The 24302-nt window shown below is 35.8% G+C and carries 25 protein-coding genes; 10 read left to right on the top strand and 15 right to left on the bottom strand.

Going from position 1 to position 24302, the window contains the following annotated elements:
• Positions 1 to 183 precede the first annotated feature (183 nt).
• On the top strand, positions 184 to 1425 hold the full coding sequence (locus GV828_RS04495; RefSeq protein WP_166536285.1) for an ABC transporter permease: 1242 nt from the start codon (positions 184 to 186) through the stop codon (positions 1423 to 1425).
• Between the two features lie 70 nt (positions 1426 to 1495).
• On the opposite strand, the gene prmC is transcribed toward GV828_RS04495, so the two are convergent.
• Positions 1496 to 2347: a peptide chain release factor N(5)-glutamine methyltransferase gene (gene prmC / locus GV828_RS04490; protein ID WP_166536284.1), complete on the bottom strand. Its 852-nt coding sequence runs from the start codon at positions 2345 to 2347 to the stop codon at positions 1496 to 1498.
• Positions 2348 to 2427: 80 nt separating this feature from the next.
• On the opposite strand from prmC, the gene ribD reads away from it, so the two are divergent.
• From ribD to GV828_RS04475, 3 genes are read left to right on the top strand one after another with little or no spacing between them, the layout of a single operon-like run.
• Complete coding sequence (gene ribD, locus GV828_RS04485) at positions 2428 to 3486, top strand: bifunctional diaminohydroxyphosphoribosylaminopyrimidine deaminase/5-amino-6-(5-phosphoribosylamino)uracil reductase RibD (protein WP_166536283.1); 1059 nt, start codon at positions 2428 to 2430, stop codon at positions 3484 to 3486.
• Positions 3464 to 4072: an HAD family hydrolase gene (locus tag GV828_RS04480; protein WP_166536282.1), complete on the top strand. Its 609-nt coding sequence runs from the start codon at positions 3464 to 3466 to the stop codon at positions 4070 to 4072. Before ribD ends, GV828_RS04480 begins: the two co-directional genes overlap by 23 nt.
• A gap of 2 nt (positions 4073 to 4074) precedes the next feature.
• The gene (locus GV828_RS04475) at positions 4075 to 4683 is read left to right on the top strand and encodes an IMPACT family protein (protein ID WP_166536281.1); all 609 of its coding nucleotides are present in this window, start codon (positions 4075 to 4077) and stop codon (positions 4681 to 4683) included.
• A gap of 16 nt (positions 4684 to 4699) precedes the next feature.
• Here GV828_RS04475 and GV828_RS04470 read toward each other — a convergent pair whose 3' ends face one another.
• Positions 4700 to 5110, bottom strand: coding sequence for an acyl-CoA thioesterase (locus GV828_RS04470; protein ID WP_166536280.1), 411 nt, complete (start codon positions 5108 to 5110; stop codon positions 4700 to 4702).
• Between the two features lie 190 nt (positions 5111 to 5300).
• Here GV828_RS04470 and dnaA point away from each other — a divergent pair, with 190 nt between their 5' ends.
• The 4 genes from dnaA to GV828_RS04450 all read left to right on the top strand — a co-directional run bounded on the left by dnaA (position 5301) and on the right by GV828_RS04450 (position 9079).
• Positions 5301 to 6728: a chromosomal replication initiator protein DnaA gene (gene dnaA / locus GV828_RS04465; protein ID WP_166536279.1), complete on the top strand. Its 1428-nt coding sequence runs from the start codon at positions 5301 to 5303 to the stop codon at positions 6726 to 6728.
• 51 nt (positions 6729 to 6779) lie between these two features.
• Positions 6780 to 7250, top strand: coding sequence for a low molecular weight protein-tyrosine-phosphatase (locus GV828_RS04460; protein ID WP_166536278.1), 471 nt, complete (start codon positions 6780 to 6782; stop codon positions 7248 to 7250).
• A 75-nt stretch (positions 7251 to 7325) separates the two neighbouring features.
• Positions 7326 to 8069, top strand: a complete 744-nt coding sequence (locus GV828_RS04455) for an SAM-dependent methyltransferase (RefSeq protein ID WP_166536277.1) — start codon at positions 7326 to 7328, stop codon at positions 8067 to 8069.
• Positions 8070 to 8128: 59 nt separating this feature from the next.
• Positions 8129 to 9079 (top strand): mechanosensitive ion channel family protein, encoded by a 951-nt coding sequence (locus GV828_RS04450; protein WP_235935413.1) that lies wholly within the window; start codon positions 8129 to 8131, stop codon positions 9077 to 9079.
• A 68-nt stretch (positions 9080 to 9147) separates the two neighbouring features.
• Here GV828_RS04450 and GV828_RS04445 read toward each other — a convergent pair whose 3' ends face one another.
• The 5 genes from GV828_RS04445 to dapF form a co-directional block, all read right to left on the bottom strand.
• On the bottom strand, positions 9148 to 9789 hold the full coding sequence (locus tag GV828_RS04445; protein WP_166536276.1) for a peptidoglycan-binding protein LysM: 642 nt from the start codon (positions 9787 to 9789) through the stop codon (positions 9148 to 9150).
• A 98-nt stretch (positions 9790 to 9887) separates the two neighbouring features.
• Positions 9888 to 10763, bottom strand: coding sequence for a DUF2279 domain-containing protein (locus tag GV828_RS04440; RefSeq protein ID WP_166536275.1), 876 nt, complete (start codon positions 10761 to 10763; stop codon positions 9888 to 9890).
• A gap of 37 nt (positions 10764 to 10800) precedes the next feature.
• Positions 10801 to 11841 carry an endolytic transglycosylase MltG gene (mltG, locus tag GV828_RS04435; protein WP_166536274.1) on the bottom strand — a complete coding sequence of 347 codons (1041 nt, stop codon included), beginning with the start codon at positions 11839 to 11841 and terminating at the stop codon, positions 10801 to 10803.
• Positions 11838 to 12374: a GNAT family N-acetyltransferase gene (locus GV828_RS04430; protein WP_166536273.1), complete on the bottom strand. Its 537-nt coding sequence runs from the start codon at positions 12372 to 12374 to the stop codon at positions 11838 to 11840. The genes mltG and GV828_RS04430 overlap by 4 nt, the downstream gene beginning before the upstream one ends.
• 219 nt (positions 12375 to 12593) lie before the next feature.
• Entirely contained in the window at positions 12594 to 13376 is a 783-nt protein-coding gene (dapF, locus tag GV828_RS04425; RefSeq protein ID WP_166536272.1) for a diaminopimelate epimerase, read from the bottom strand.
• Positions 13377 to 13682: 306 nt separating this feature from the next.
• Here dapF and GV828_RS04420 point away from each other — a divergent pair, with 306 nt between their 5' ends.
• Both GV828_RS04420 and GV828_RS04415 read left to right on the top strand, forming a co-directional pair.
• Positions 13683 to 15077 carry a S1C family serine protease gene (locus GV828_RS04420; RefSeq protein WP_166536271.1) on the top strand — a complete coding sequence of 465 codons (1395 nt, stop codon included), beginning with the start codon at positions 13683 to 13685 and terminating at the stop codon, positions 15075 to 15077.
• A 154-nt stretch (positions 15078 to 15231) separates the two neighbouring features.
• Positions 15232 to 16680 (top strand): glyceraldehyde-3-phosphate dehydrogenase, encoded by a 1449-nt coding sequence (locus GV828_RS04415; RefSeq protein WP_166536270.1) that lies wholly within the window; start codon positions 15232 to 15234, stop codon positions 16678 to 16680.
• 169 nt (positions 16681 to 16849) lie between these two features.
• Here the strand turns inward: GV828_RS04415 and GV828_RS04410 are convergent, their stop codons facing one another.
• The 8 genes from GV828_RS04410 to GV828_RS04375 form a co-directional block, all read right to left on the bottom strand.
• On the bottom strand, positions 16850 to 17494 hold the full coding sequence (locus GV828_RS04410) for a MarR family winged helix-turn-helix transcriptional regulator (RefSeq protein WP_166536269.1): 645 nt from the start codon (positions 17492 to 17494) through the stop codon (positions 16850 to 16852).
• A gap of 125 nt (positions 17495 to 17619) precedes the next feature.
• Positions 17620 to 18318 carry an SDR family NAD(P)-dependent oxidoreductase gene (locus GV828_RS04405; protein ID WP_166536268.1) on the bottom strand — a complete coding sequence of 233 codons (699 nt, stop codon included), beginning with the start codon at positions 18316 to 18318 and terminating at the stop codon, positions 17620 to 17622.
• Positions 18319 to 18519: 201 nt separating this feature from the next.
• Positions 18520 to 18801, bottom strand: a complete 282-nt coding sequence (locus GV828_RS04400; RefSeq protein ID WP_166536267.1) for a TIGR03643 family protein — start codon at positions 18799 to 18801, stop codon at positions 18520 to 18522.
• Between the two features lie 185 nt (positions 18802 to 18986).
• The gene (locus GV828_RS04395) at positions 18987 to 20465 is read right to left on the bottom strand and encodes a cryptochrome/photolyase family protein (protein WP_166536266.1); all 1479 of its coding nucleotides are present in this window, start codon (positions 20463 to 20465) and stop codon (positions 18987 to 18989) included.
• A complete protein-coding gene (locus GV828_RS04390) occupies positions 20450 to 21748 on the bottom strand; it encodes a DASH family cryptochrome (RefSeq protein ID WP_166536265.1) in 1299 nt (432 codons plus the stop codon). The genes GV828_RS04395 and GV828_RS04390 overlap by 16 nt, the downstream gene beginning before the upstream one ends.
• Positions 21700 to 21855 carry a DUF2256 domain-containing protein gene (locus GV828_RS04385; protein ID WP_166536264.1) on the bottom strand — a complete coding sequence of 52 codons (156 nt, stop codon included), beginning with the start codon at positions 21853 to 21855 and terminating at the stop codon, positions 21700 to 21702. The genes GV828_RS04390 and GV828_RS04385 overlap by 49 nt, the downstream gene beginning before the upstream one ends.
• 365 nt (positions 21856 to 22220) lie before the next feature.
• A complete protein-coding gene (locus GV828_RS04380) occupies positions 22221 to 23537 on the bottom strand; it encodes an ABC1 kinase family protein (protein WP_166536263.1) in 1317 nt (438 codons plus the stop codon).
• A gap of 1 nt (position 23538) precedes the next feature.
• The gene (locus GV828_RS04375) at positions 23539 to 24198 is read right to left on the bottom strand and encodes a TetR family transcriptional regulator C-terminal domain-containing protein (RefSeq protein WP_166536262.1); all 660 of its coding nucleotides are present in this window, start codon (positions 24196 to 24198) and stop codon (positions 23539 to 23541) included.
• Positions 24199 to 24302 lie beyond the last annotated feature (104 nt).

Raw genomic sequence — 24302 nt, 5'->3', positions numbered from 1 at the left:
TGATGCTTCGGGAACTTTATATGCTTGTCCCGACACTTCGGAATCGCTCCAAAAAAAGTTATTCAAATATCTTACTTTATTTTTTTAGAATTTCGGTTTTAGAATTGTTACTTTTGAATTTTGAGTCAGGACTTAGAAGTAGGGAGTGAAAACTTGAAACTTGAAACCTTAAACCTTTTTTCCATGCTAAAAATTCTTCGCGAAAATGTGAATATTGCACTAACTTCTATCAGGAGTCAGTTGTTACGTACAGTGTTAACCGTGATTATTATTGCGATTGGGATTACGGCTTTAGTGGGAATTTTAACACTGGTGACGGCATTGGAAAACAATATTAGTGGAAATTTTTCTTCGATGGGATCGAATACTTTTTCGATTGGACAATACGATGCCGCTGCACAAATTGGTAGGGGAAATACTACTCAAAAAGTGAATCCCATTATTGGATATCAAGAAGCACGGGAGTTTCAGGAAAAATACCGATATCCGTTTACAGCCACATCGCTTTCGTTTACAGCTACGAGTTCGGCAGAAATAAAATTTGAAAATAAAAAGACGGATCCGGAAGTAACAGTACTGGGAATTGACCAGAATTTTCTTGCAAATGCTGGTTTGGAAGTTGACAATGGGAGAAATTTTACGGGTTTTGATGTGGAAAACAATAACGCTGTTTGCTTGGTGGGATCTGACATTATCAAAGGTTTACTGAAAGACGTGAATCCTATTGATCAAACGATTTCTATTCGTGGTGCGAAGTTTAAAGTGGTGGGTGTTTTAAAAGAAAAAGGTGCCACTTTTGGCAACAATCAGGATTTGCGAGTGATGATTCCTATTCAAGGCGCGAGGTCGATTTTTTCGGCACCAAATATTAATTATGACATGAAAGTAATGATTGCCAAAAAAGAAATGCTTGATGCTGCCGTGGACGATGCGATTATCACGATGCGAAAAGTAAGGCGATTAAATCCCGTGGAAGAAAATAATTTTGGGATTACCCGAAGTGATGAATTGCTACAAATGGTAATGTCGCAAATGGCGGCTTTGGGCATTTCGGCTTGGGCAATTGGTATTATTACGATTTTTGGTTCATCAATTGCATTGATGAATATTATGATTGTTTCTGTAACCGAAAGAACCCGCGAAATTGGTGTGAGAAAAGCACTTGGTGCTAAAAAATCAACGATTGCTTTTCAATTTTTTACCGAAAGTTTGGTAATTGGTCAAATTGGTGGTTTTGTAGGAATTATCCTGGGAATTTTAATCGGCTGGGGAATTTCTGCTGCATTAGATTTTCAATTTGTAGCTCCCTGGGACGCGATTTTGGCAGCCGTGGGAATTAGTTTTTTGGTGGCGTTATTGTCTGGATTATATCCTTCAATCAAAGCCGCAAACCTTGATCCGATTGAAGCTTTGAGGTATGAGTAGTTTGGGAGTTTTTAGTTCACAGTTTGGAGTCGACGGTTCGCTACGAACTTGAAACGTAAAACCTGAAACCTTAAAATTTTCTCCCAAAAACCATCCGATCATTCCCGTAAATATCTTTGCGAAGTTCGATATTTTTAAAATTTTTCTGTTCGAGAAGGGTTACCATTTGTTCGCCTAAATATTGATTAATTTCAAAAAAAAGTTGTCCGTTTTCAGTGAGATTTTTTTCTGCCAATTCCGAAATTTTACGGTAAAAAATCAGCGGATCTTCGTCTTCTACAAAAAGCGCCAAATGCGGTTCATTTTCTAAAACGTTTGGCTTTATTTCCATTTTTTCGAGATTTCGCACATACGGTGGATTTGAAACGATAATGTCAAATTGTTCCAATAAATCATCTGTTTCTAAAATATTTTTCAAAAGAAATTGAACCGAAACGTTATTATTCTTTGCGTTTTTTTGGGCTGTTGCCAAAGCCTTTTCCGAAACATCCATAGCAAAAACTTTGGCATTTGGAAGATTTTTAGCTAATGAAATTGCAATACAACCCGAACCCGTCCCAATGTCCAGAATTTTCAACTCTTTAAAGTCGTTTTGATTAGTTTTCAAAATCCAATCGACCAGTTCTTCGGTTTCAGGTCTTGGAATCAAGGTGTTTTGATTCACTCCAAAATCCAAACCAAAAAAATGCGCTTTGCCTAAAATATATTGAATGGGAATTTGTTCTGATAATTTTTGCAAAACTAAATTCCACTTCTCAACCACTTCTTCAGAAAAAACAAAACCGGGATTTAGCGCCAAATCCACTCTTTTCATTTGATGATATTCTTCCAAAATCAAATAAAAAAAACTTTCAACCTCTAAAACATCGTAAAGTGGCGTTAGTTTTTCAAAAAAAATGGTTCTGTATTCTTTAACAAGCATTTTAAAAGATAGTTTTTTTGGACGTTGTGACTTTTAACTTGAAACTTTAAACCTTAAACTTAAAAGCCTATTTTTGCACGGTGAAGATACACGAAAAATATATTAAACGCTGCATTGAACTCGCCAAAAATGGTTTGGGAACCACCTACCCTAACCCTTTGGTAGGAAGCGTCATTGTGCACGACGGAAAAATTATTGGCGAAGGTTGGCACCAAAAATCTGGTGAAGCACATGCGGAAGTCCACGCGATCAATTCGGTAAAGGATAAAAATTTACTCAAAAATGCTACGATTTACGTGAGTTTGGAGCCTTGCAGTCATTTCGGCAAAACGCCCCCATGTTGCGATTTGATTTTGGCACACGATATCCCGAATATTGTGATTGGCATTCAAGATCCGTTTGCAAAAGTGGACGGCAACGGAATAAAAAAATTACGCGAAGCCGGAAAAAATGTAATTGTTGGTGTTTTGGAAAACGAATGCCGCGAGCTCAATAAACGCTTTTTTACATTTCACGAAAAAAAACGACCATACATTATTTTAAAATGGGCTGAAAGTGCAGATTTTTTTTTAAGTCCGGAATCTAAAGACCAACAAAAACCTGTTTGGATTACCAATCAATATTCTCGTCAATTGGTTCATAAATGGAGAACCGAAGAACAAGCGATTTTGCTAGGAACTACAACGGTTTTAGACGATAATCCATCGCTTACAGCAAGAGATTGGCTTGGAAAAAATCCGGTGAGAATTGTTTTGGACAAAAGTTTAAAAACCTTGCAGCAAAGCATTATTTCTGATGGAAAAGCACCAACAATTGTCTTAACAGAATCTCAAAATTATCCTACTACTTCGGGAATTACTTTTAAAAATGTTATCTTTGATAGTTCGCTAATTGATCAAATTACATCAATTTTATACGAATTAAACATACAATCGCTGATTGTGGAAGGCGGTCAAAAAACGCTACAAAGCTTTATTGACACCTATTTATGGGACGAAGCAAGGGTTTTTCGAGGGACGAATTTTTTCTATTCTGGGACTGCTTCGCCTAACTTAAAAGCCAAAGCCATTCAAACACAAAAAATTCTGGATGACCAACTTTTAATATTTGACAACCATGATAAACACGATAATATTTGATTTCGGAGATATTTTCATTGATATCGATTTTCAGGCGATGCAAAACGCGCTCAAAGATTTGGGTTTGCAAGAATGGAATGAAGAATTAGACAAATTGAATTTTAAATTCGAAAAAGGAAAAATTTCGCAAGAAGAATTTTTAACCGGAATTCAAAAATATGTTCCAAACGCTTCTTTGCCAGAAATCAAAAAAGCTTGGAGCAAAGTTTTAGTCGATTTTCCGTTATATCGTTTAGAATTTTTACAAAATCTTTCTCATAACTACCAACTTTTTCTGCTCAGCAATACTGATTCGATTCACGTGGAGCAATTTGAGAAAATGGTAGGCGAATCTTTCAGCAGGGATTTTTACCAATGTTTTGAAAAAGTTTATTTTTCATTTGAAATTGGAGCCAGAAAACCTGATCCTGAAGCCTTTAACTACATTATTAACAAACACGAACTTTCGGTAAAACGCACGCTTTTTGTAGATGATCGAAAGACCAACACCGATATTGCTGAAAGTTTAGGCATGAAGGTTTGGAATTTAATTCCTGGCGAAGAAGATGTTGTGGATTTATTTGAGAAAAAAATTATTCCTGTATAACTTTGGAATTAAAAGATACTTATCGAACGCTTGCACATCCGGGCGAAGAAACACTATTTAAAGAAAAAAGCAGTAAATTTTTCAGTTACGCATTTCCAGTTACAACGGAAGATGAAGTGAAATTTTTTTTGGAAGAAATAAAAAGGAAGCACTCTTCTGCCAGACATTGGTGTTATGCGTTTCAACTCGGAACCGAAAAAATTCAATACCGTGCTAATGATGATGGCGAACCGTCAAACTCAGCAGGAATGCCTATTTACGGACAAATCCAATCGTTTGACCTTACTAATGTTTTGATTATCGTTGTTCGGTATTTTGGTGGCATCAAACTTGGCGTTGGCGGATTGATTTCTGCTTACCGAACCGGAGCTCAAATGGCTTTAGAAGCTGCGGAAATCATCGAAAAAACCATTGATGTTCATTTTTTAATATCTTTTGATTATAAAAATATGAATAAAGTGATGCGGGTTATTAAGGAAAAAAATCTCGATATCGTCAATCAAAAAATGGACTTAAGTTGCGAAATCGAGATTAAAACACGCAAAAAAAATACCGAATCAGTAATGGGTATTTTTAATGATTTATTCGAAATTAATATCGAAAAAATATAATTCCGTAATTGAGGTTTTAATTCGTTTCTAAAATCGAAATTTTCTCAAAAATATAGTTTGGCGGAATTGTTGGTCTTCCGGATTTCATATCTACAAAAACCAGAATTGAATTACCAGTTGTTAATAACTCGTTTTTTTCATTTCTTATTTCGTAGTCAAATTCAATCTTAACAGAAGATAATTTTTTGAAGATGGTTTTTACGGTAATTAAATCATCATACCTTGCTGGTTTTTTATAATTCATAGTTAACGAAACTACCGGAAGCATCACACCATTTTCTTCCATCCATTTGTAGGAAACCCCTAGATTTCTCAACCATTCCACGCGACCCATTTCAAAATATTGTGCATAATTTCCATGGTAAACTACGCCCATTTGATCGGTTTCGGCATAACGAACCCTCACTGAATATTCAAACTCTTTCATGTAATATTTTTCTTATATTTTTTCAATTATTTAAAATCTTCTTACAACAAAATTTTTATAAAATCAACCACTAATAAATTTTTTTTTACAATTTTTTGTTCACATATTTGTTCCTCCAAAGAGTTTACGAAAGAGACACTTTTTCTTTTGTAGGATTTACATTAACAAACATAAAAATTTATCTGTCTATATGAACAAAACTGCGCAATCGGTATGGGAAAATTGTCTGTCTTTTATAAAGGATAATATTCAGGATCAAGCCTACAAAACATGGTTTGAACCGATCAAGCCGGTTGAGCTTACAGATAACGCATTGTACATTCAGGTACCGAGTAAATTTTTTTACGAATGGCTTGAAGAACATTATGTAAAACTTTTAAAAGTGGCCCTTACCAAAGAACTTGGAAAAAGTGCAAAGTTACTCTATAAAATTAAGATGGAGAACACTTATGGCAATAAACAACCTTTTACCGAACAATTGCCAAGTGCTCACAGAAGTCCGGTGAAACCACAGGAAGTTGATGTAGCCGTTCAAAATAAAAATCCAGAACTTAAAAATCCGTTTGTAATTCCTGGTATTCGCAATGTAAAGATCGAATCTCAGTTAAATGCCAATTATAGTTTTGATAATTTTTTAGAAGGAGATTCTAACCGTTTGGCAAGATCTGCAGGTATGGCAGTTGCCAATAAACCCGGAGGAACTTCGTTCAATCCGTTATTAATTTTTGGTGGTGTTGGTTTAGGAAAAACACATTTGGCTCACGCTATTGGGGTAGAAATTAAAGACAAATATCCTGAAAAAACCGTTTTGTATATTTCTGCTGAAGTTTTTACCCAACAATACATTGAATCGGTAAAGAAAAATACCCGTAACGATTTTATTCATTTCTACCAATTGATTGATGTTTTAATCATTGACGATGTGCAATTTTTATCAGGAAAAGCAGGAACTCAAGATGTTTTCTTCCACATTTTCAATTATTTGCACCAAAACGGGAAACAAGTAATTCTTACCTCCGATAAAGCTCCAGTTGACATGCAAGACATTGAACAACGGTTGTTGTCACGTTTTAAATGGGGACTTTCGGCAGAATTACACCAACCAGATTATGAAACCAGAATTTCGATATTAAAAAATATTTTGTATCGTGATGGCGTTGATGTTCCGGAGGAAATTATTGAATATGTTGCCCGAAATATCAAAACCAATGTTCGTGAACTTGAAGGTGCGATAATTTCATTAATTGCTCAATCTTCTTTCAATAAAAAAGAAGTGACACTTGATTTAGCAAAACAAATCGTGGAGAAATTCGTGAAAAACGTAAAACGCGAAATTTCAATTGATTATATCCAAAAAGTAGTTTCTGATTATTTTCAGTTGGATTTAGACATGTTACAGTCAAAAACCCGAAAAAGACACGTGGTTCAAGCAAGACAATTAGCAATGTTTTTTGCAAAAAAATATACCAAAGCGTCGCTCGCCAACATCGGTTCACAAATTGGCGACAGAGATCACGCCACAGTTTTACACGCTTGCAAAACGGTTGACAACTTAGTTTCTACCGATAAGCATTTCAAAAAATTTGTGGACGACATCAATAAAAAGTTATCGTTGTAATTTTGATTGGGCTTCCAAAATCATAAAACTTCAATCATAAATCCGCCAGAAATGCCAGTAAAAATCCTGATGGTTTGCCTCGGAAATATTTGCCGTTCACCTTTGGCAGAAGGAATCTTGCAGTCTAAACTTCCCAAAGAACATTTTGTGGTAGATTCTGCCGGAACTGGAGATTGGCACGTGGGTCAACAACCCGATCGCCGTTCGATAGCCATCGCCAAAACCTATGGTTTAGATATTTCTTATCAACGTGGCCGTCATTTTTCGGTTGAAGATTTTCGTACCAACGATTATATTTTTGTGATGGATAATTCTAACCTTCAAAATGTGTTGGCACTTGCTCCAAACCAACAATCGAAAAACAAAGTTCAATTGATTTTGAACGAAATTTTTCCGGGCGAAAATGTTGATGTTCCAGATCCGTATTATGGCTTAGAAGACGGTTTTAAACAAGTGTATGAAATGCTCGACGAAGCTTGTGAAGTTATCGCAAATCGTTTAAAAGCAAAACATCTTAACTAAACCAAAGGCGTTTTAGCCACTGATTTCTTTTATATTTTCTTATTTTTACATTCACAAAAAAAGCGCCTTTTTTAAATGAAAAATATAGGAAAACTGTACCTCATCCCAACCACTCTTACCGATTTAAGCAATCCGGATTCGTTGAAAGAATTTTCAGCAATGGAAGTTTTGCCACAAACCGTAAAACGCGCCATCGAACTCATTGACCATTATATTGTGGAAAATGAAAAAACAGCCCGAAAATCAATCAGAGCGGTTTTTCCTGAAAAAAAACAACCCGATTTAAAAATTAGTTTGTTGAACAAACACACTGATGTTGCCGATCATCAACAAATGTTAGCGCCATGTTTAGAAGGTTTTCCGGTTGGACTTCTGTCTGAAGCCGGTTGTCCTGGAGTTGCGGATCCTGGTGCTGCAATTGTAAAAATTGCCCACGAAAAAGGCATACAAGTGGTTCCTTTGGTTGGACCTTCCTCCATTTTATTGGCTTTGATGGCTTCGGGGATGAATGGACAAAGTTTTGCTTTCAACGGCTATTTGCCCATTGAAAAAAGCGAAAAAAAACAAGCCTTGAAAAATTTGGAAAAATTATCTGCCGATAAAAATCAGTCGCAAATTTTTATGGAAACCCCTTATCGGAACAATAAATTTTTAGAAGATATGTTGCAAACTTTACAACCCAATACCTTGCTTTGCGTGGCTTGCGACATCACACTACCCACGGAATACATCAAAACCAGTACTGTTGCAAATTGGAAAAAAACTAAAGTAGATTTACACAATCGTCCTTGCATTTTTATTATCCATAGAACTAATTAGGTCTTATTTTGGGGCTAAAGCGGTAATTTTTTATTTTTGTATAAAAGTAAAAAAATATTATGATGACAAACATCCAAGCAGCCCAAGTGCAAGATTCTCTCAACGTTACAACACCCAATGATAAAGCTATTCCCGCCAGTTCAGTCGAAACGGTAAAAGAAGGAATTGTAGGAAAAGTTGATAAACTTTCGGAATATCTTGAAATTCTTTTAGTAAAATTTGTCGATGCAATTCCATCAATCATTGCGGCATTATTGGGGCTTTTTGTAGGTTTATTTCTAATTAGAACCATTTTAAAAATTATCCGTAAAAGATTTGAGAAACAAAATGTAGATATATCGCTGAGAAATTTCTTAATTTCAATCATAAAATTTGTGTTATACGCCATTTTGATTTTGGTTGTAATTCAAAATCTTGGCTTTCAAACTACCGCTATTTTAGGAGCATTATCAGGAATGGTTTTAGCAGTAGGTTTGGCACTTCAAGGATCACTCGCCAATTTTGCTGGAGGCGTATTAATTTTATTATTTCGTCCTTTTGAGGTTGGTGATTACATTGAAAATAATTCAGGAACTGACGGTACAGTTGAGAAAATTGATTTGTTATATACCACGCTTACAAGTGCTCAAGGAATCAAAGTTTATAGTCCGAATGGTGCTTTAGCAAATTCCGTAATAAGAAATTTCACTCAATTAACTTCAAGAAGGTTTGAGTACGTTGTAGGAATTAGTTATGATGCCAATATCAAAACTGCTCAAAATATAATTCTGGATATTTTAAAAAATGATTCACGGGTAAATCAAGAACCGGCTCCAGATGTTTTCGTAAGTTTATTGGCAGATAGTGCTGTAAATCTAACGATTAGAGCTTGGGCTACAAAAGAAAATTATTGGTCTGCCCGAAACAATCTTCAAGAAGAAATAAAAATTGCGTTAGACAAAGCCGGAATCAGCATTCCGTTTCCGCAAAGGGAAATGCGAATCGTTAATGAGGTTCCAAAAGAAAAATAAAATAACAAAAAAAATGCCCCGAAAAAATCAACTTTCGGGGCATTTTAGATTAAAAGAATTTTTTTTGATTAATGCTTTCTCACTTTTGCGTTAGCATTTGCAATAATGTGAGAAGTATCATAACCTTCAAATTTTTTCAGATAGCTTGACATTGAAGTTCCAAAACCATCTCTAAATTTTTTTCTTCCGTTACTTCGTAAATAACTTTTTACCGAACCCGCTCCTCCTAAATGTGCCGCTGCTAAAATTCCTGATTCGGTAATTTTTACGCCGTTGATGATTTTACCATCATACTTTTCAATTTCATACGCCAATTGGGCTTTGTTGATTGAAAGCAATGCTTTAAAAGCATTTTCTTGAAGTCGCGGATTGTTTAAAAAATCTTTTTTACTCGAAACTCCTATTGATCGAAGAGCCGACATCCCAAATTGGTATTTGCCCATATATCCAAAAGGATTGATCAATTTATATTGTCCTTGTGATTCTCTAATTGCCATGGCTTGCTTAAACGCCACATAAGATTTTCCGGTGTAAGGCAATTGAAAATTTACCGATTGACATTCGGTTTCTGTGGGAACGGTGTAAATAATTTCTTCATCGTCACCAACGTAAAACCATCTGTCCTTTTCTGATTCTTTAGCTGTAAAACCTACAGTAATGAACGCAATTGTGAGCAGTAATCCTGCAAAATAATAACATTGTTTTATCATTAATTTTGATTTCTCAAGCGCTGTCACCATCTTGAAATTTCTAGCCGACAAATATACAAAATTTATTTTAATACTGATAATCAGCTTGTTAATCTTTTCTAAAAATAGATAAAGTGTAACTTTGTATTGCCAAATTGATTGATCTCCAGAGTTGGAGCCGGAATTTTTATACTATTAAAAACAGAGAAAACAGTTTTTAAAAAATGATTTTTAGTTTCAATTTTGGTCAAATCAACGTCAAGGCTTAGGTAAAATTGACGGCTTCTTTTCTCAGGAAAAAAAAGGTCGTTCACCAAATCATCATTAGCGGTAACCATACCTTCTGCTCCGTAACCAACGGCCACATTCAGCCATTTGGGGATTTTTGTCTTTTTTGCAAAAGAATGCAGATTGACCGAAAGCCAATACGTTTGTCCGTTATAATCTTTTAAAATCTCTTCGCTTAATCCCGAACCCAAAACATTCGGGCGATTTGGTGCATAAACGGTTCTGTGAAAGGAAAACTTCGGAACGATTCTTTGCTCTTGCCAAAGCAATTCTTGCGAAACGTATAATCCGGTTCCGGCGGCATTTGCGACAGCATCACCCCAAGAAAATCCCCATTCCGCCGAATGACCGTCCATGATTTCTACGGCTGTGAGAAATGCAAAGCCAGAAGTAGCGCCATAAATCAGTTGGTCTTTTTTAGAAACACCACTCCAGTTAAGCAATTCTGCACTATATCTTCCTAAATGATAACTGGAAAAAACGTGTCCGGCTTTGTCCATTTGCAGCCATGAAGCATTATCATTTTTGAAATGAAAATTACTTTTTTCGTAATCTTGATACCAAAGCTGGTGCAAGCCTACCAAAGCAGTCCCCATTGCCACACTTTGCCCAATGAAAACTGTGTTTCTTCGGGAAATGTTTAAGGTATCAGAAGGTTTAAAAAAATCTTGAAAATTATCTTGCGCTTTTATTTGCCAAAAGCACATCAACCCCAAAAAATATTTCAGAATAAATCGTTGCAAATTATCGTTTAATTCCCTGATTATTTACCCAAGCCACATATTTTTGGCGGTTTACCTCGTGTTGAGCAGCAGTTACGGCAAATTCGTGGTAACCAAAGTTGGTAACGCTTGCGCAAAAATAAATATAGTTGTGTTTTTCCGGATTCAAAACCGCATCAATTGCCGTCACATCCGGCATTGCGATTGGTCCTGGTGGAAGTCCGAAATTTTTATACATATTATAAGGAGAAACCGTTTCGAGATCTTTGTAAAGCACCCGTTTGATCACTTGGTTAAAATCGCCCGAATTTTTCTTGACTGCATAAATAACAGTTGGATCTGCCTCGAGTTTCATTCCGGTTCGCAAACGGTTAAGGTAAACACCTGCAACTCTGGGGCGTTCGTCAGTTTTTACGGTTTCTTTATGTACAATTGAAGCCAATGCCGATACTTCAAGTGGTGTCAAATTTTGCGCTTCAGCTTTGGCTTTGCGTTCGTCTGTCCAGAAATTGTTATATTCTTTGAGCATTCTATCGCGAAATTTTATTGCAGAAGTATTCCAAAAAAAAGAATACGAATTTGGGATAAACATTGCCAAAACATTTTCTTCGTTAAATCCGTTTTCTTCTAAAAAAATCGGATCGGTAAAGGCTTGCATTAAAGAAATACTATCTGCTTCGATTTGTTGGGCAATTCTTCCAGCAAAATCTTCTAAACGTTCTTGATTGTTGAAAGCAATTTTTGTTTCAAGCGGTTGACGCAACGAGTTGATAATATCATTATTGTTCATGCCTTTCTTAAGCAAAAATTTCCCGGCTTTTACATTGGTGACGTATGATTTTTTTTCGGCAACCATTCTTAGGTTTTCCAAATTTTCTACATAAGGAGCTACAATTTTCTCAGCTTCTTGGTAAGTTGCATCTGTTGGGATGTAAACAAAAACCTCAGATTTATTGAAGTTGGTATTCGCCGAAAATATTTTTCGATACATCATGTAACCGTAAACCGAAAGTCCGGCAACGAGAATTACAGAAATTAGCGCAATAATTTTTTTAGGTTTCAAAACTTTATTTTTTTTTGGTAGTTGATGAGTTGAAATAAATCTTCGTCGTGGTAAACGCCGTCGATTAAGTTCCATTGTTTTTTTGTTCCTATTTTTTCAAATCCAAAATTAGTAAAAAGTGCGACACTTAATTCATTTGAGGGATTGATATTTGCAAACAATTGTTTGAGATGTAGTTTTGAAAAACTGTAATCAATGACTAACTGTAAAGCTTCGGAACCAAAACCTTCATTTCGGTTATTATTTTCCTTGATTAAGATGCCAACTCCTGCCCGATTGTTTGCCGGGTCAAATTCAAAAAGATCGATTAAACCAATGGCTTCTGTAGTATTTTTTTTACAGATTACCAGCCTAAGTTGTTTGGCTTCATAAATATCTTGGTGTGCATTTTCAAGATATTGACGGATGAGAAAGCGACTATATGGCGTTTGAGTATTACTGAATTCCCATAGTTCTTGGTCATTTTCAATTTCATAAATGAAACCTAAATCTTCAGGTTCTAACGCACGGAGATAAATATTTTTGCCGATCATATTTCAGACTTCTTGGATTTTCAGACTTGTTGGATTTTCAGACTTGTTGGATTTTTGACTTGTTGGATTTTCAGACTTGTTGGATTTTTAGATTTCTTAGATAATTGGACTTTTTGGATTTTTTTTAGACCTATTTAGAAAGTTTGGATTTTTTGGCTTTCGACCTTCGATTTTAAACTTTAAACTTCCGATTTTAAACTTTAAACTTTCGACTTCCACCTAAACTTCAATTTTTCCTTCGAACACGAAAGTAGCGGGACCTTTTAGATAAACTGTTGTATAATTTTCCCCAATTTTTAGAAAAGAAACTTCCAATTGACCACCTTGAACATTGAGTTTAATATTTTCTGAAGTGGTTTTACCGGAAGCATGCATGGCAATTGCTACAGCAGTTGCTCCAGTCCCGCAGGAAAGCGTTTCGTCTTCAACCCCTCGTTCGTATGTACGAAGCGAAAAAGTTTCGGGATTTTCTTGGGAAACAAAGTTAATATTACTTCCGGCTTTTCCGTAAAGTGAGCTGTTTCTAATTTCTCTCCCTTGGTTTTTTACGTCGAAATTTTGCAGGTTTTCTACCAATTGAACATGATGAGGCGAACCAGTGTTGAGAAAAATATGGTGGTCAAAAATTTGTACCTCATCAACTTCTTTCATTTGTAACGCCACAATCCCTTCAGGAGAAAAACTGGCAAAGTGCAAACCGTCTGTGGCGAGAAACGTAGTTTGATTTTTAATAATTCCAAGTTTTTTGGCGAAAGCTACAATACATCGTCCGCCGTTGCCACACATGGAACTTTGGTTGCCATCTGAATTGAAATAAACCATTTTAAAATCTGACACTTTGTCATTTTCTAACAAAATTAATCCGTCGGCTCCAATGCCAAATCTTCGGTGGCAAAGTTGCTCGATTAAGGCGACATTTTCGGAAGGAAATTGGTTGTTTCTGTTGTCGATAATGATGAAATCATTGCCGGTTCCTTGGTATTTGCTGAAATGTATTGTCATGACGTTTGGAAGTTTAAATGGTGCCAATTGATTGTATCTAGCCGCGATTGTAGCGGAAATCTTTTTAGTGATTGTTTTGGGTTTTCCCAATAGCAATTATTAAAAGATTAAAGCGGAAAGCGGGAAAACGGTTTAAAAAAATGCCTGTCCCGAAGCTTCGGGATGGCTCCTAAAAAAATTTATTATTACAAACAAAGGTACGGATATTAATGAAAAGTTAATCATTGTTAAGCAGTGGTTAAACTATAAATTTTGGCACAATTTTCCTTATATATTTACCGAAACTTAATTGATAACAAGATGACTATGAAAAATTTTTCGGGTTTATTTTTAGTGTCCTTGTTGAGTGGCGCGACCACTTTGGGCGCTTACAAACTTTTTTTTGAGAAAGAAAGTTTATTTTTTGATAAAAAAAATGTGGTAACTACGGCTCCTCTAAGTTACACGAAAAATGTGGGACTTGGTGCGGAGACGGTGGATTTTACGGCCGCTGCAGACAATGCAGTTCATACGGTGGTGCACGTGAAAAATGTGAGTTATAGAACGGTAAGTAATCCAATTTTAGAATATTATTACGGTTATAAAGGTGGACAACAACAAGCTCAAGTGGGTACTGGTTCTGGTGTAATTATTTCGGAAGACGGTTATATTGTGACGAATAATCACGTGATTCAGGATGCTTCGGAATTAGAAGTGACGATGAATGATAAAAAAACGTACAAAGCGAAACTGGTTGGAACGGATAGCAAAATGGACATTGCGCTACTGAAAATTGATACGGGAACAAAATTGCCTTATGCAGTTTTTGGTGATTCGGACAATGTGAAAGTGGGCGAATGGGTTTTGGCTGTTGGGAATCCATATAATTTAACTTCGACGGTTACGGCTGGAATTGTTTCGGCGAAAGCCAGAAATTTAGACCAAAGAGGCATTCAATCGTTTATTCAAACAGATGCTGCAGTAAATCCCGGAAATAGTGGTGGGGCTTTGGTGAATACTCGTGGAGAATTAATTGGGATAAATACCATGATTAGCTCGATGACGGGTTCTTATGTAGGTTATTCTTTTGCGGTTCCGAGTAATATTACAAGAAAAATTATTGAAGATTTGATGGAATATGGCAATGTACAACGCGGAATTTTGGGTGTTGAAGGTAGAGAGCTAAATGCGGCTGCGTCAAAAGAAATGGGACTTGATGTAGAAAATGGTTTTTATGTGGGACGCGTAAATCAAAACTCAGGCGCTTTTAAAGCGGGATTGAAAAAAGGCGACATCATCACTAAAATTGACAACAGAACCATTTCGGGTTTCGCGGATTTGAATACAATTTTAAACACTAAACGGCCAAATGATGTGGTAAAAGTAACTTTTAAACGAGGTAACAAAACCTATGAAACCCAAGTGACCTTGATTAAAAATGACATTATGAGTTACGATTTTATGGGAATGGAACTGGAGGATTTGAGGGACTCTGAAAAGAGACAATTCAATTTAGGTTATGGTGTAAAAATTAAAGAAACTCATGATAAAGAATTTGGCGACCTTGCTGGAGGCATTATATTGTCAATCGATAATGTTAAAGCAAAGGATGTTGAAACGGTATCTGAAGTATTGCGAAAAAAATCGCCCAACCAAATGACCAAATTAGAAATTTTATCCAGAAATGGTGAGGTAGAACGTTATATTTTGGCCCCAAGATAAAAATTAATCCAGAGATGTAGAAACCGGTTTTCAGAGCCGGTTTTTTTTATGAAATTTTTTTTGCAAAAAGCTTTACGAAAACGTTTGAAATCTATACTTTTGCGCCAACAAACAACAAATAAAAAAACAACACTACTTAAAAATTAAAAGCGTTATGACTAAGACCGCGTTATACGAAAAAGAACTTTCGTTTCAGGCCGATCGCAGAAGAGCTGGTGTAGAATTTATCAAAATCATCAGCGATTTATGGTATGACAAATCGATTGAACTGGTGCTTTTCAAAAATCAATTAATCAATACAAATGTTTCGGACATCATCAACTTGCACGAATATGCAGGTGAATTTGTGGGCAAGCCTATCAATGTTTTTGATTCTGTTGAAATTGCTCAAGCAATTTTATCTTTAGATCTTCCGCCGGCAAAATTAGACATTGGTAAATTGACGTACGAATATCATTTAGAAGATGACAAGTATAACAACGCTACTGCTTTTGTAATTGACAAATTAAAAAATGCTAAGGATTTTAAAAATAACAAACCAAAAGATGTGGTTCTGTATGGTTTTGGAAGAATTGGCCGCCTTTTAGCAAGAGAATTAATGTCGAAAACTGGCAAAGGAACGCAATTGCGTTTACGAGCTATTGTGGTAAGAGAGAAAAATGATCCAATCAGCTTAGAAAAAAGAGCCTCACTTTTACGTTATGATTCTATTCACGGAGATTTTCAGGGATCGGTTGCTGCAGACGCTGAAAATAATGCTCTGATTATCAACGGAACTACAGTTCATGTAATTTCCGCGGGTTCACCAGAAGAAATAGATTATAATATATATGGAATAAATGATGCTTTAGTAATTGACAACACAGGTGCTTTTACGACAAAAGAAGCGTTGGAAAGACATCTTGCTAGCAAAGGTGTTGACAAAGTACTGTTAACCGCTCCCGGAAAAGGAATTCCAAATATAGTTCACGGTGTAAATCATCTAGAATACAACCCGGATAATGTGAATATTTTTTCTGCAGCCTCTTGTACCACAAATGCAATTACACCTGTTTTAAAGGCAATTGAAGATACTTTAGGCGTTGTAAAAGGACATTTAGAAACTATTCATGCCTATACAAACGACCAAAATTTGGTGGATAACATGCACAAAAAATACCGTCGTGGTCGTGCGGCAGGATTAAATATGGTAATCACCGAAACAGGAGCTGGAAGTGCTGTTGCCAAAGCGTTGCCCAGTTTAGCCGGAAAATTAACTTCTAATGCGATTAGAGTTCCGGTTCCAAATGGTTCATTGGTAGTTTTAAATTTAGAAGTAACTAAAGAAACTTCGGTTGAAGAAATTAACAATATTATGAAGCATTATGCCTTGGAGGGCGAATTGGTAGAACAAATTAAATATTCACTTAATAACGAACTCGTTTCTTCGGATATTGTAGGAACAAGCGCACCGTCAATTTATGACAGTAACGCAACTATTGTTTCTGCCGATGGAAAAAATATAGTATTATATATTTGGTACGATAACGAATTTGGCTACAGCCATCAAGTAATACGTTTGGCTAAATATATTTCAAAAGTTAGAAGATACTCTTACTACTAAGAGGGTTATTTTTGAATTTCAGTTTTGGTAGAAAATCCGTTTCTTTAATTAGAAGCGGATTTTTTTTGTTTACAAATTGTATAATTTTTGGGAAAATGTTTTGCCATAAGTTCAGAAGATTAATTTTTTGCTAAAAAATCGAAAATGCTCTTAGGTAAATGTAACCCAATTAAACTAAATCCATCACTGCATTTATATCCTCATTCTTATACTCCAAATAAATATGCGAATGAAAATCATTCAGTTTTCTGAGTAATTCCAGAAGTTCGGTTTTTTCTTTATTCTCCAATTTTCCGGCTAGAATTCTGGAGGTCAAATTTACCTTTTCAACGGAGCGGTGGAAATAATCTTCACCTTTTTCGGTGATGTTGAGACGCTTGCTTCTTTTGTCTTCGCTGTCGTTCTTTTCTTCAATTAATCCATATTCCAGAAGACGTTTGATGATCTGAGTTCCGGTCTGTTTTTCGTGTCCGTTTCTTTCAATCAGCTGAATTTTAGTCAGATTCGGTTCGTCTTTCAGTCGGTAGAGATAGGTAAATTCTTCGTTAGCCAATTCAGGGAAATCATTCAGACCCTTTCTAATAAGCTGTTTAGAATATCTTCCCAAAAGCAAAACCTGTTTACAGATTTCATTTTCTGTGAATGAAACCTGATGATGTTCATTTTTAAAAAGCTTGGTCGGACTCTCTTTTCTGTATTTTTTATCATTCAGCCAAAGACGGAAATCCTCGACCGTAGAGTGAGGCTTATAAGCTTCGGAATTTTCAAATTCTTTAACCTGATGCAGCAAATCAATGAAAAAATCAGTATTCATAGTGCAAATTTAATCTAAGTATTTTAAATATTTTTTTATAATCTAATAAAGAGGTTTAAGAATCTAAATCCTCCAACTCTCAAACCCTCCAACGCTCAAACCCCTCAAACTCTCTCTCAATAAAGTTAAAGCTTAACACTTCCCATTCCGCCATCGATTCCGAAAACCTGTCCTGTGATCCACGACGATTTATCCGAAACAAGGAAAGCCGTCATTTCCGCAATTTCTTCAGCCGTTCCCACTCTTTGCAACGGATGTCTTTTCGCGGAAGCTTCTCTTTTCTCAGGCGTTGCTAAAAGCTGTGATGCTAAATTCGTGTCCGTTAAAGAAGGAGCAATTGCATTTACCCGTATTTTCTGAGCCGAAAATTCCGCCGCCAGACTTTTCGTAAGACCTTCCACTGCATTTTTACTCGCCGCAATTGAAGCGTGAAAAGGCATCCCCAACTTTGCCGCAACGGAACTGAAAAGCACAACAGAGGCACTTTCCGACTTTTTAAGATTCGGCAACAGTTTCTGAATAATTTTAACCGCTCCCAGAACATTGATTTCAAAATCATTCTTAAAATCATCCACAGAAAGTCGGTTAAAAGGTTTTAAATTAATGCTTCCCGGTGCATAAACCAATCCATCCACCACTTCAGGGAAAGTAATTTCATCTAAATTTCCCGAAAGAATATCCATTGCGTGAAATTCAATATTCGGATGACTCAGTTCAGGATTTTCCGTTCTGGAAATTCCAATGATTTTGTGTTGTTCTGCAAGAATTTTTGCCGTTGCTAATCCGATTCCTTTTCCGCAACCGATAATGACGATATTTTTCATAATTTTTATTTTAATGTTTTGAACATGAAGGTTTTATTTCGAGACACTTCGACAGGTTCAGTGTGACATCTCTAATACTGCTCATTTAATAATCTGCATTGTGAGACTAATCTTGTTAAGGTTTTATTTACAATGCTTTTTTGCTCTTTTGCAAAACTTTATTTCCAAACAATTCTTTTGTGCCTTTTGCGGTTAAATCAACTACCTTTTCGAGATTTTATTATTGCTGATAATTCTCTGTCTGCTGCATTTAAAGCGATCAATCTCTTCGCTTCTTTTTTTCAGGTGTTTCTGGCTTACTCCGGAATTCACTCTTTTTCGCCAAAGCTTAAAACTCGATTCTTTCAGTTCCGAACGCATCAGTTCAATTACTTCCGATTCGCTGATTCCAAACTGGAATTGTATCGCTTCAAACGGCGTTCGGTCTTCCCACGCCATTTCTATGATTCTGTCGATTTCTTTTATGTTGAGGTTTTTATTCATTTTTTTGATTTTGATAAATATTCTATCAATTGCATCGGGCTTTAGCCCGATGTTGAAGTTTAATTTACAAAAGGCTTTAGCCGAAATATATTTTAAGTTTTGGCTAAAGCCAACCATTTTATTTCTTTTTGCAAACGGGTTAAAACCCGTTCCTATTGATATTAAATTCTTTTATTTTTAAAAAATCATTTCAGATTTCCAATAAATTCCTTCGCCGTCTTAAAATGCTGTTTTCGTTTTTCTTCCGGCATTTTCTCCAGTGTTCTCAGCATCATTCCCAATCTTGGATTTTTGGCAAAAAAATCTTGATGGTCATTAATAAAGTTCCAAAACAGAGCATCCCATTTTTCATTCCATTCTCCGTCCGGATAATCGCTCATTTTTTTAATATAATTGCTTCCGCTGATATACGGTTTCGTACTCATCTTTCCGCCGTCTGAAAAACTGCTCATCCCATACACATTCGGAACCATCACCCAATCGTAAGAATCAATGAACATTTCCATAAACCATTGATAGACTTCATCCGGATTGAACTGAGCAAGATTCATAAAATTGGCAAAGATCATCAGTCGTTCGATGTGATGGGCATAGCCGGTTTTCAGGATTTTCCGGAGCGAACTGTCAATCGGGCGGATTCCTGTTTTGGCGGTGTAAAATGATTTCGGAAGTTTTTGCTTGTGTTTCCAGTAATTTTTATTCCGCTGATATGTTCCCTGATAGATATAAACACCACGCACAAATTCTCTCCAACCCAGAATCTGCCGCACAAAACCTTCCAGAGAATTCACCGGAATATCGTTGTCTTTTGCAAATGAAATCGCTTTTTCCAGCACATTTTCAGGCGTTAACAGCCCGACGTTCATTAACGGAGAAAGCACACTGTGATGAAGAAAATGTTCCTTTTCCACGATGCTATCCTCGTAAACGCCAAATTCCAGAAAGCGGTTTTCAAGAAACTGTTCGAGCCATTGTTCAGCTTCTTTAAAAGTAGTCGGGTAGAGCTGTTCATCCGTAAGAATTCCGTAATTCCCCGCAAAATGCTTTTCGGTATATTGTTTTGCTTCCTCGTAAAATTCATTGTTTTTCGTAAAATGAATCGCGGGCGCTTTTTTATTTTTCGGATATTTTTTCCGGTTTTCGGTGTCGTACGTCCATTTTCCGCCCAAAGGTTTTCCTGCTTTCATCAGGATATTTCGGGTAATTCTCTGCTGCTTATAAAAATCAGTCTGATGATAGACTTTTTTACCCTCAAAATAATCTTTCAGGTCTTCTTTGCTGTTGATGAAAAGCGGACTATCCAAAATTTCGAGTTCCAGTTTTGCCTCCTTTAATCTTTTTTCCAGCCAGTTGTCGCAAACATCCGTTGTTTTTATCGTTGTAAAATTTTCTTTTTCAAGCTTCGGAATTAAATTTCGGATGTCGCTTAATTTCGATGAACTTTCAATATATTCAACTTCAAAACCTGCCTTTTTTAATTCATTTTCATAAAATTTCATTGTTGCACGGTGAAACGCAATCTTCTGTTGATGAAATGAATATTGTCTGAAAAACAGAAATTCCTCAATCAAAAACACAGGCTGACTTTTATCCAGATAATCCGTATCTTCAAAAAGCTGATGCGGAAAAATCAATTGGGCGGTATGTTTTACTGCTTTAGCCATAAACGTCTGAATTTTTGATTGGAATCATACATTTCTGCCTGTTTTTCAGGGTTAAAAGTCCGGTCACGATTGTCATTTCCGACTCCGGCGAGATACATCCAGTTGCCGTAATTGCAGTGAACATCATAATCAATCAGCATTTCCTCAAAATACGCCGCTCCAATTCTCCAATCCTGTTTCAGAATTTTGCAGAAGTAGGAAGCCACATTTTGACGACCGCGATTGCTCATCCAGCCTGTATTTTTCAGTTCAAGCATATTCGCATTCACGAAATCGGAATCCGTTTCTCCATCCTTCCATTTTTGAATCAATGGTTTATTGTTTTCCGCGAAATATTTTTGATGATTAATTCCGCTTTTCCAGAAAATCAAATCTTTATACTGTAAAGAAACATATCTGAAAAAATCCCTCCAGAGCAATTCAAAAATAAACCAATATGTGGATTCATTGGCTCCGAATTCTTCCTCATATTTTTTTATTTCGTGGTAAATCGTGACCGCAGAAAGACTTCCATCCGACAGCCAAGCCGAAAATTTCGAACTGTAATCATTTCCCACCAAACCGTTTCGGGTTTGCTTGTATTGACTCAGATTCTGCGTTTCCGAGAAATAATGATGCAATCTTTTCAATGCTTCATTTTCTCCGCCCGAAAAAGGAAAAGCTGTTCTTTCGTCCGTTTCAAAATCTTCAAAACCGAGCGATTTTAACGAAATGGTATCGCTTTTATAATGAATTTCCGATTTATTGTACACCAAGTCTTCCGATTCAAATTCAGGGCGAATCAGCAGATTTTTTTCAATTTTTTGTCTGAAAGCGGTAAAAAGCATCGGAATTTTATCCAAAGTTTTAAATACAAAAAGCGGATGCACCAAAAATTGCGAATACGATTTTTCCCAAACGGCACTTGGGATTGCTTTTTCAATTTTAGCATGTAATTCAACTTCTTCCTTCGTCCATTCTTCCTGACAGAAAATCTTCACAATTTCAAATTCCTCGGAAATATCTTTGAAAACATCTTCTGTTTTACTGTATTTAACTAAAAAAGGAATCTTCTGTTTCGCTAAATTTTGCTTTAAATTTTCTACACTTTCCAGCAAAAATTTAGCACGGTATTTTCCGATTTTTCTGAAATCAAACTGTTTTTGAACAAAAAAATCAGCGTCAAAAACATACACCGCAAGAAAAGGTAAATCTTCCTGCATCGCTTTGTATAAGGATTCTGAATCTCTCGTTCTCAAATCTTTGGTGAACCAGAGGATGTTGATTTTTTGTTTTTCCGGCATCTTTCGCTGCAATATTTTAATTCGTCCCAGTTTTTCTTCCACTTTTTGCGCCAGCTGAAGGGCAGTCCGCAGACTTCACAGATTTTGGAGGCTAATCCTGAAGGCATATTTCTATATTAAATTTTAATTTCAAAAACAATTGTAATGTGTAGTAGCTCAATTTCTATTTGGTTAAAGTTTTAATTTTGATTGTCATTAAATATCTTTAATTATCAGGTCGCTCCTACAGAGCTCTCTTTTACGGGTCTTTATTTTTTCTATTAACAGCAAATTCCTACGGAATTTTGTGATGCTCCGGTAGGAGCTAACTGTTAGTAGAAAACCATTTTGTGTAAGCAGGAGCTCCGTAGGAGCGACCTGTTAATGATTTATTTATTCCAAAAAAATTATTTCAAACCTTTTTTGCTCTTTGAATATTTAAAATTCATCAAAAATCTGCTGTGACTTTTAATGATCTTTCTGTGATTAAATATCACTTACAATAATTTTTAAAATTATTAATTGCCACATTTTTCGCTTTCAGATCGTGCATCATATTGTACAATCCGAAAAACGTTCGGTTCAGGTAAATGAAATGTTTCGAACCTCGGTTGGTATTCATTCCCTTCATATCACTGGCTTTGGCGTATTTTTGTCCCAAATCAGCAATTTCCTGAAAGAAAGATTCATCCGAAAAATCAAACATTTCTTGATTGAAAGGTCTTGTAAACAATTCCAACAACTCGTAGAATAATTTGGCAAAAAATTCTTTTTCTTTTTCTGAATCATCTACACGCAAAATTTCCAGCGTGAACAATTTCTCACGGAAAATTTCAGGATTTTTCAGATTTTCTTCTTTTGCCAGCTCAAAATACGGAATGTAAAAATCTTCCGGAATCTCTTTAATACAGCCAAAATCGATAACCAGCAATTCCTTGTCTTCAGAAATCAGAAAATTCCCCGGATGCGGATCGGCGTGAACTTTTTTCAGAATATGCATCTGATACATATAAAAATCCCAAAGTGTCTGTCCGATTTTGTTCAAATCTTCCTGAGAATTCTGCTTTTTTGTAAACTCCGAAAAATGAATTCCCGACATCCAGTCCATTGTAATGATTTTTTCGCAGGAAAATTCAGGATAATAATGCGGAAATTTTACATTCGGAAGATGACTGCATTCTTCTGCAAAGTGTTGACTGCGTTTTAGTTCCAAGTTATAATCTGTTTCCTCAAACAGTTTGTCTTCCACTTCCTGAAAATAAGATTCGGAACCTTCTTTTTTGATGTTGAACATCTTCATTGCAATCGGTTTTACCATTTTAAGGTCACTCGAAATGCTTTCTCTTACGCCGGGATACTGGATTTTAACCGCCAGTTTTTTGCCGTCTTTTTTTGCGGTATGAACCTGTCCGATACTCGCGGCATTAACCGATTCGGTGGAAAATTCATCAAAAATATCTTCTGGATTTTTCCCGAAATATTTTCTGAATGTTTTCTTCACCAAAGCACCCGACAAAGGCGGAACGGAAAACTGCGAAAGCGAGAATTTCTCTACATATTCCACCGGAAGAATGTTTTTTTCCATACTCAGCATTTGAGCAACTTTCAGCGCAGAACCTTTTAATTCTTTTAATGAATCGTAGATATCTGTTGCATTGTCCTCATTCAGGATTTTGCGGGCTTCGTCTTCATCTTTGGTAATTTTGTTTCCGTAATATTTCAGGTAATTGACGCCGACTTTCGCTCCTGCTTTTAAAAGGCTGCTTGTCCGTTCCAATTTTCCTGTTGGAATTTTATCTAATGTTTTCATTTTAACTCCTATTAAATTTTTCCTTCCATAGAAATTTTCCAAGGTCAAGAACTTTTCTCAAAGGTTCATTGTCCATCAGTTCAAAACCTGTGTCAATGGTTTTTTCGATGAAAATATCAGTCTTTTCAAAGTCCGGAGAAGAGTCATTTTTCCAGAAATCAATGGCGGAAACGAGATGCAACCACAACACATTTTCACGTATTTGCTCATGGGTATTTTTAATGTCCTCTTTGGCTTTCTCTAAGATTTCCCAAGAACTAAAATCCAATGTTTTGATATATTCCTGATGGATTTTTTTCAGCGAAAGCAAATTTTTAGAAAGAGGCAATTTGTGCTTACCTAAAATCATCAAAACCAGCGAACGATTCATGGTAAGGTTTTCAAAAAAGATATAGTAAACATTCAGGAGTTTTTCTTTTGAAGTCATACCCTCTGCATTGTTTACATCTTCTGCTAATTCTATAGATCTACTAAAAAGTTTGACCAAAATATGTTTTTCAACTTGATCAAAACTTGTAAAAAAAGTATAGAATTTTTGCTCTTCAAACTTATTTTCTTTAGCGAATTGATATACACTTTTAGGCTGTTCACCATGGGTAAGAATATAATCCGAATATAACTCGAAAATTTTGTCTTCTGTAATGGCAATTTCTTTTTTCATGATACTTATTATTTGTTCAAATTTATAAAATATTTTACTTGTTTTTGTTTTTTGGTATAATGTTTAACCATTTATTAATAATTTTTATTATTGTCTCTATTTTA

This window comes from Flavobacterium ichthyis (assembly GCF_009915155.1).
Lineage (GTDB): Bacteria > Bacteroidota > Bacteroidia > Flavobacteriales > Flavobacteriaceae > Flavobacterium > Flavobacterium ichthyis.
Note: the sequence above shows the minus strand (reverse complement) of the source record. Positions and strands in the feature narration are given on the sequence as shown.

Coding starts and splice junctions, on each gene's coding strand:
- GV828_RS04460 (WP_166536278.1), top strand. CDS start 6,780: ATGCCAGTAAAAATCCTGATGGTTTGCCTCGGAAATATTTGCCGTTCA.
- GV828_RS04440 (WP_166536275.1), bottom strand. CDS start 10,763: ATGTGCTTTTGGCAAATAAAAGCGCAAGATAATTTTCAAGATTTTTTT.
- GV828_RS04470 (WP_166536280.1), bottom strand. CDS start 5,110: ATGAAAGAGTTTGAATATTCAGTGAGGGTTCGTTATGCCGAAACCGAT.
- GV828_RS04400 (WP_166536267.1), bottom strand. CDS start 18,801: ATGAATAAAAACCTCAACATAAAAGAAATCGACAGAATCATAGAAATG.
- GV828_RS04480 (WP_166536282.1), top strand. CDS start 3,464: ATGATAAACACGATAATATTTGATTTCGGAGATATTTTCATTGATATC.
- GV828_RS04430 (WP_166536273.1), bottom strand. CDS start 12,374: ATGATCGGCAAAAATATTTATCTCCGTGCGTTAGAACCTGAAGATTTA.
- GV828_RS04495 (WP_166536285.1), top strand. CDS start 184: ATGCTAAAAATTCTTCGCGAAAATGTGAATATTGCACTAACTTCTATC.
- GV828_RS04420 (WP_166536271.1), top strand. CDS start 13,683: ATGAAAAATTTTTCGGGTTTATTTTTAGTGTCCTTGTTGAGTGGCGCG.
- dapF (WP_166536272.1), bottom strand. CDS start 13,376: ATGACAATACATTTCAGCAAATACCAAGGAACCGGCAATGATTTCATC.
- GV828_RS04415 (WP_166536270.1), top strand. CDS start 15,232: ATGACTAAGACCGCGTTATACGAAAAAGAACTTTCGTTTCAGGCCGAT.
- dnaA (WP_166536279.1), top strand. CDS start 5,301: ATGAACAAAACTGCGCAATCGGTATGGGAAAATTGTCTGTCTTTTATA.
- prmC (WP_166536284.1), bottom strand. CDS start 2,347: ATGCTTGTTAAAGAATACAGAACCATTTTTTTTGAAAAACTAACGCCA.
- GV828_RS04385 (WP_166536264.1), bottom strand. CDS start 21,855: ATGCCTTCAGGATTAGCCTCCAAAATCTGTGAAGTCTGCGGACTGCCC.
- GV828_RS04455 (WP_166536277.1), top strand. CDS start 7,326: ATGAAAAATATAGGAAAACTGTACCTCATCCCAACCACTCTTACCGAT.
- GV828_RS04410 (WP_166536269.1), bottom strand. CDS start 17,494: ATGAATACTGATTTTTTCATTGATTTGCTGCATCAGGTTAAAGAATTT.
- GV828_RS04375 (WP_166536262.1), bottom strand. CDS start 24,198: ATGAAAAAAGAAATTGCCATTACAGAAGACAAAATTTTCGAGTTATAT.
- GV828_RS04405 (WP_166536268.1), bottom strand. CDS start 18,318: ATGAAAAATATCGTCATTATCGGTTGCGGAAAAGGAATCGGATTAGCA.
- GV828_RS04450 (WP_235935413.1), top strand. CDS start 8,129: ATGATGACAAACATCCAAGCAGCCCAAGTGCAAGATTCTCTCAACGTT.
- GV828_RS04445 (WP_166536276.1), bottom strand. CDS start 9,789: ATGATAAAACAATGTTATTATTTTGCAGGATTACTGCTCACAATTGCG.
- GV828_RS04380 (WP_166536263.1), bottom strand. CDS start 23,537: ATGAAAACATTAGATAAAATTCCAACAGGAAAATTGGAACGGACAAGC.
- GV828_RS04395 (WP_166536266.1), bottom strand. CDS start 20,465: ATGGCTAAAGCAGTAAAACATACCGCCCAATTGATTTTTCCGCATCAG.
- GV828_RS04390 (WP_166536265.1), bottom strand. CDS start 21,748: ATGCCGGAAAAACAAAAAATCAACATCCTCTGGTTCACCAAAGATTTG.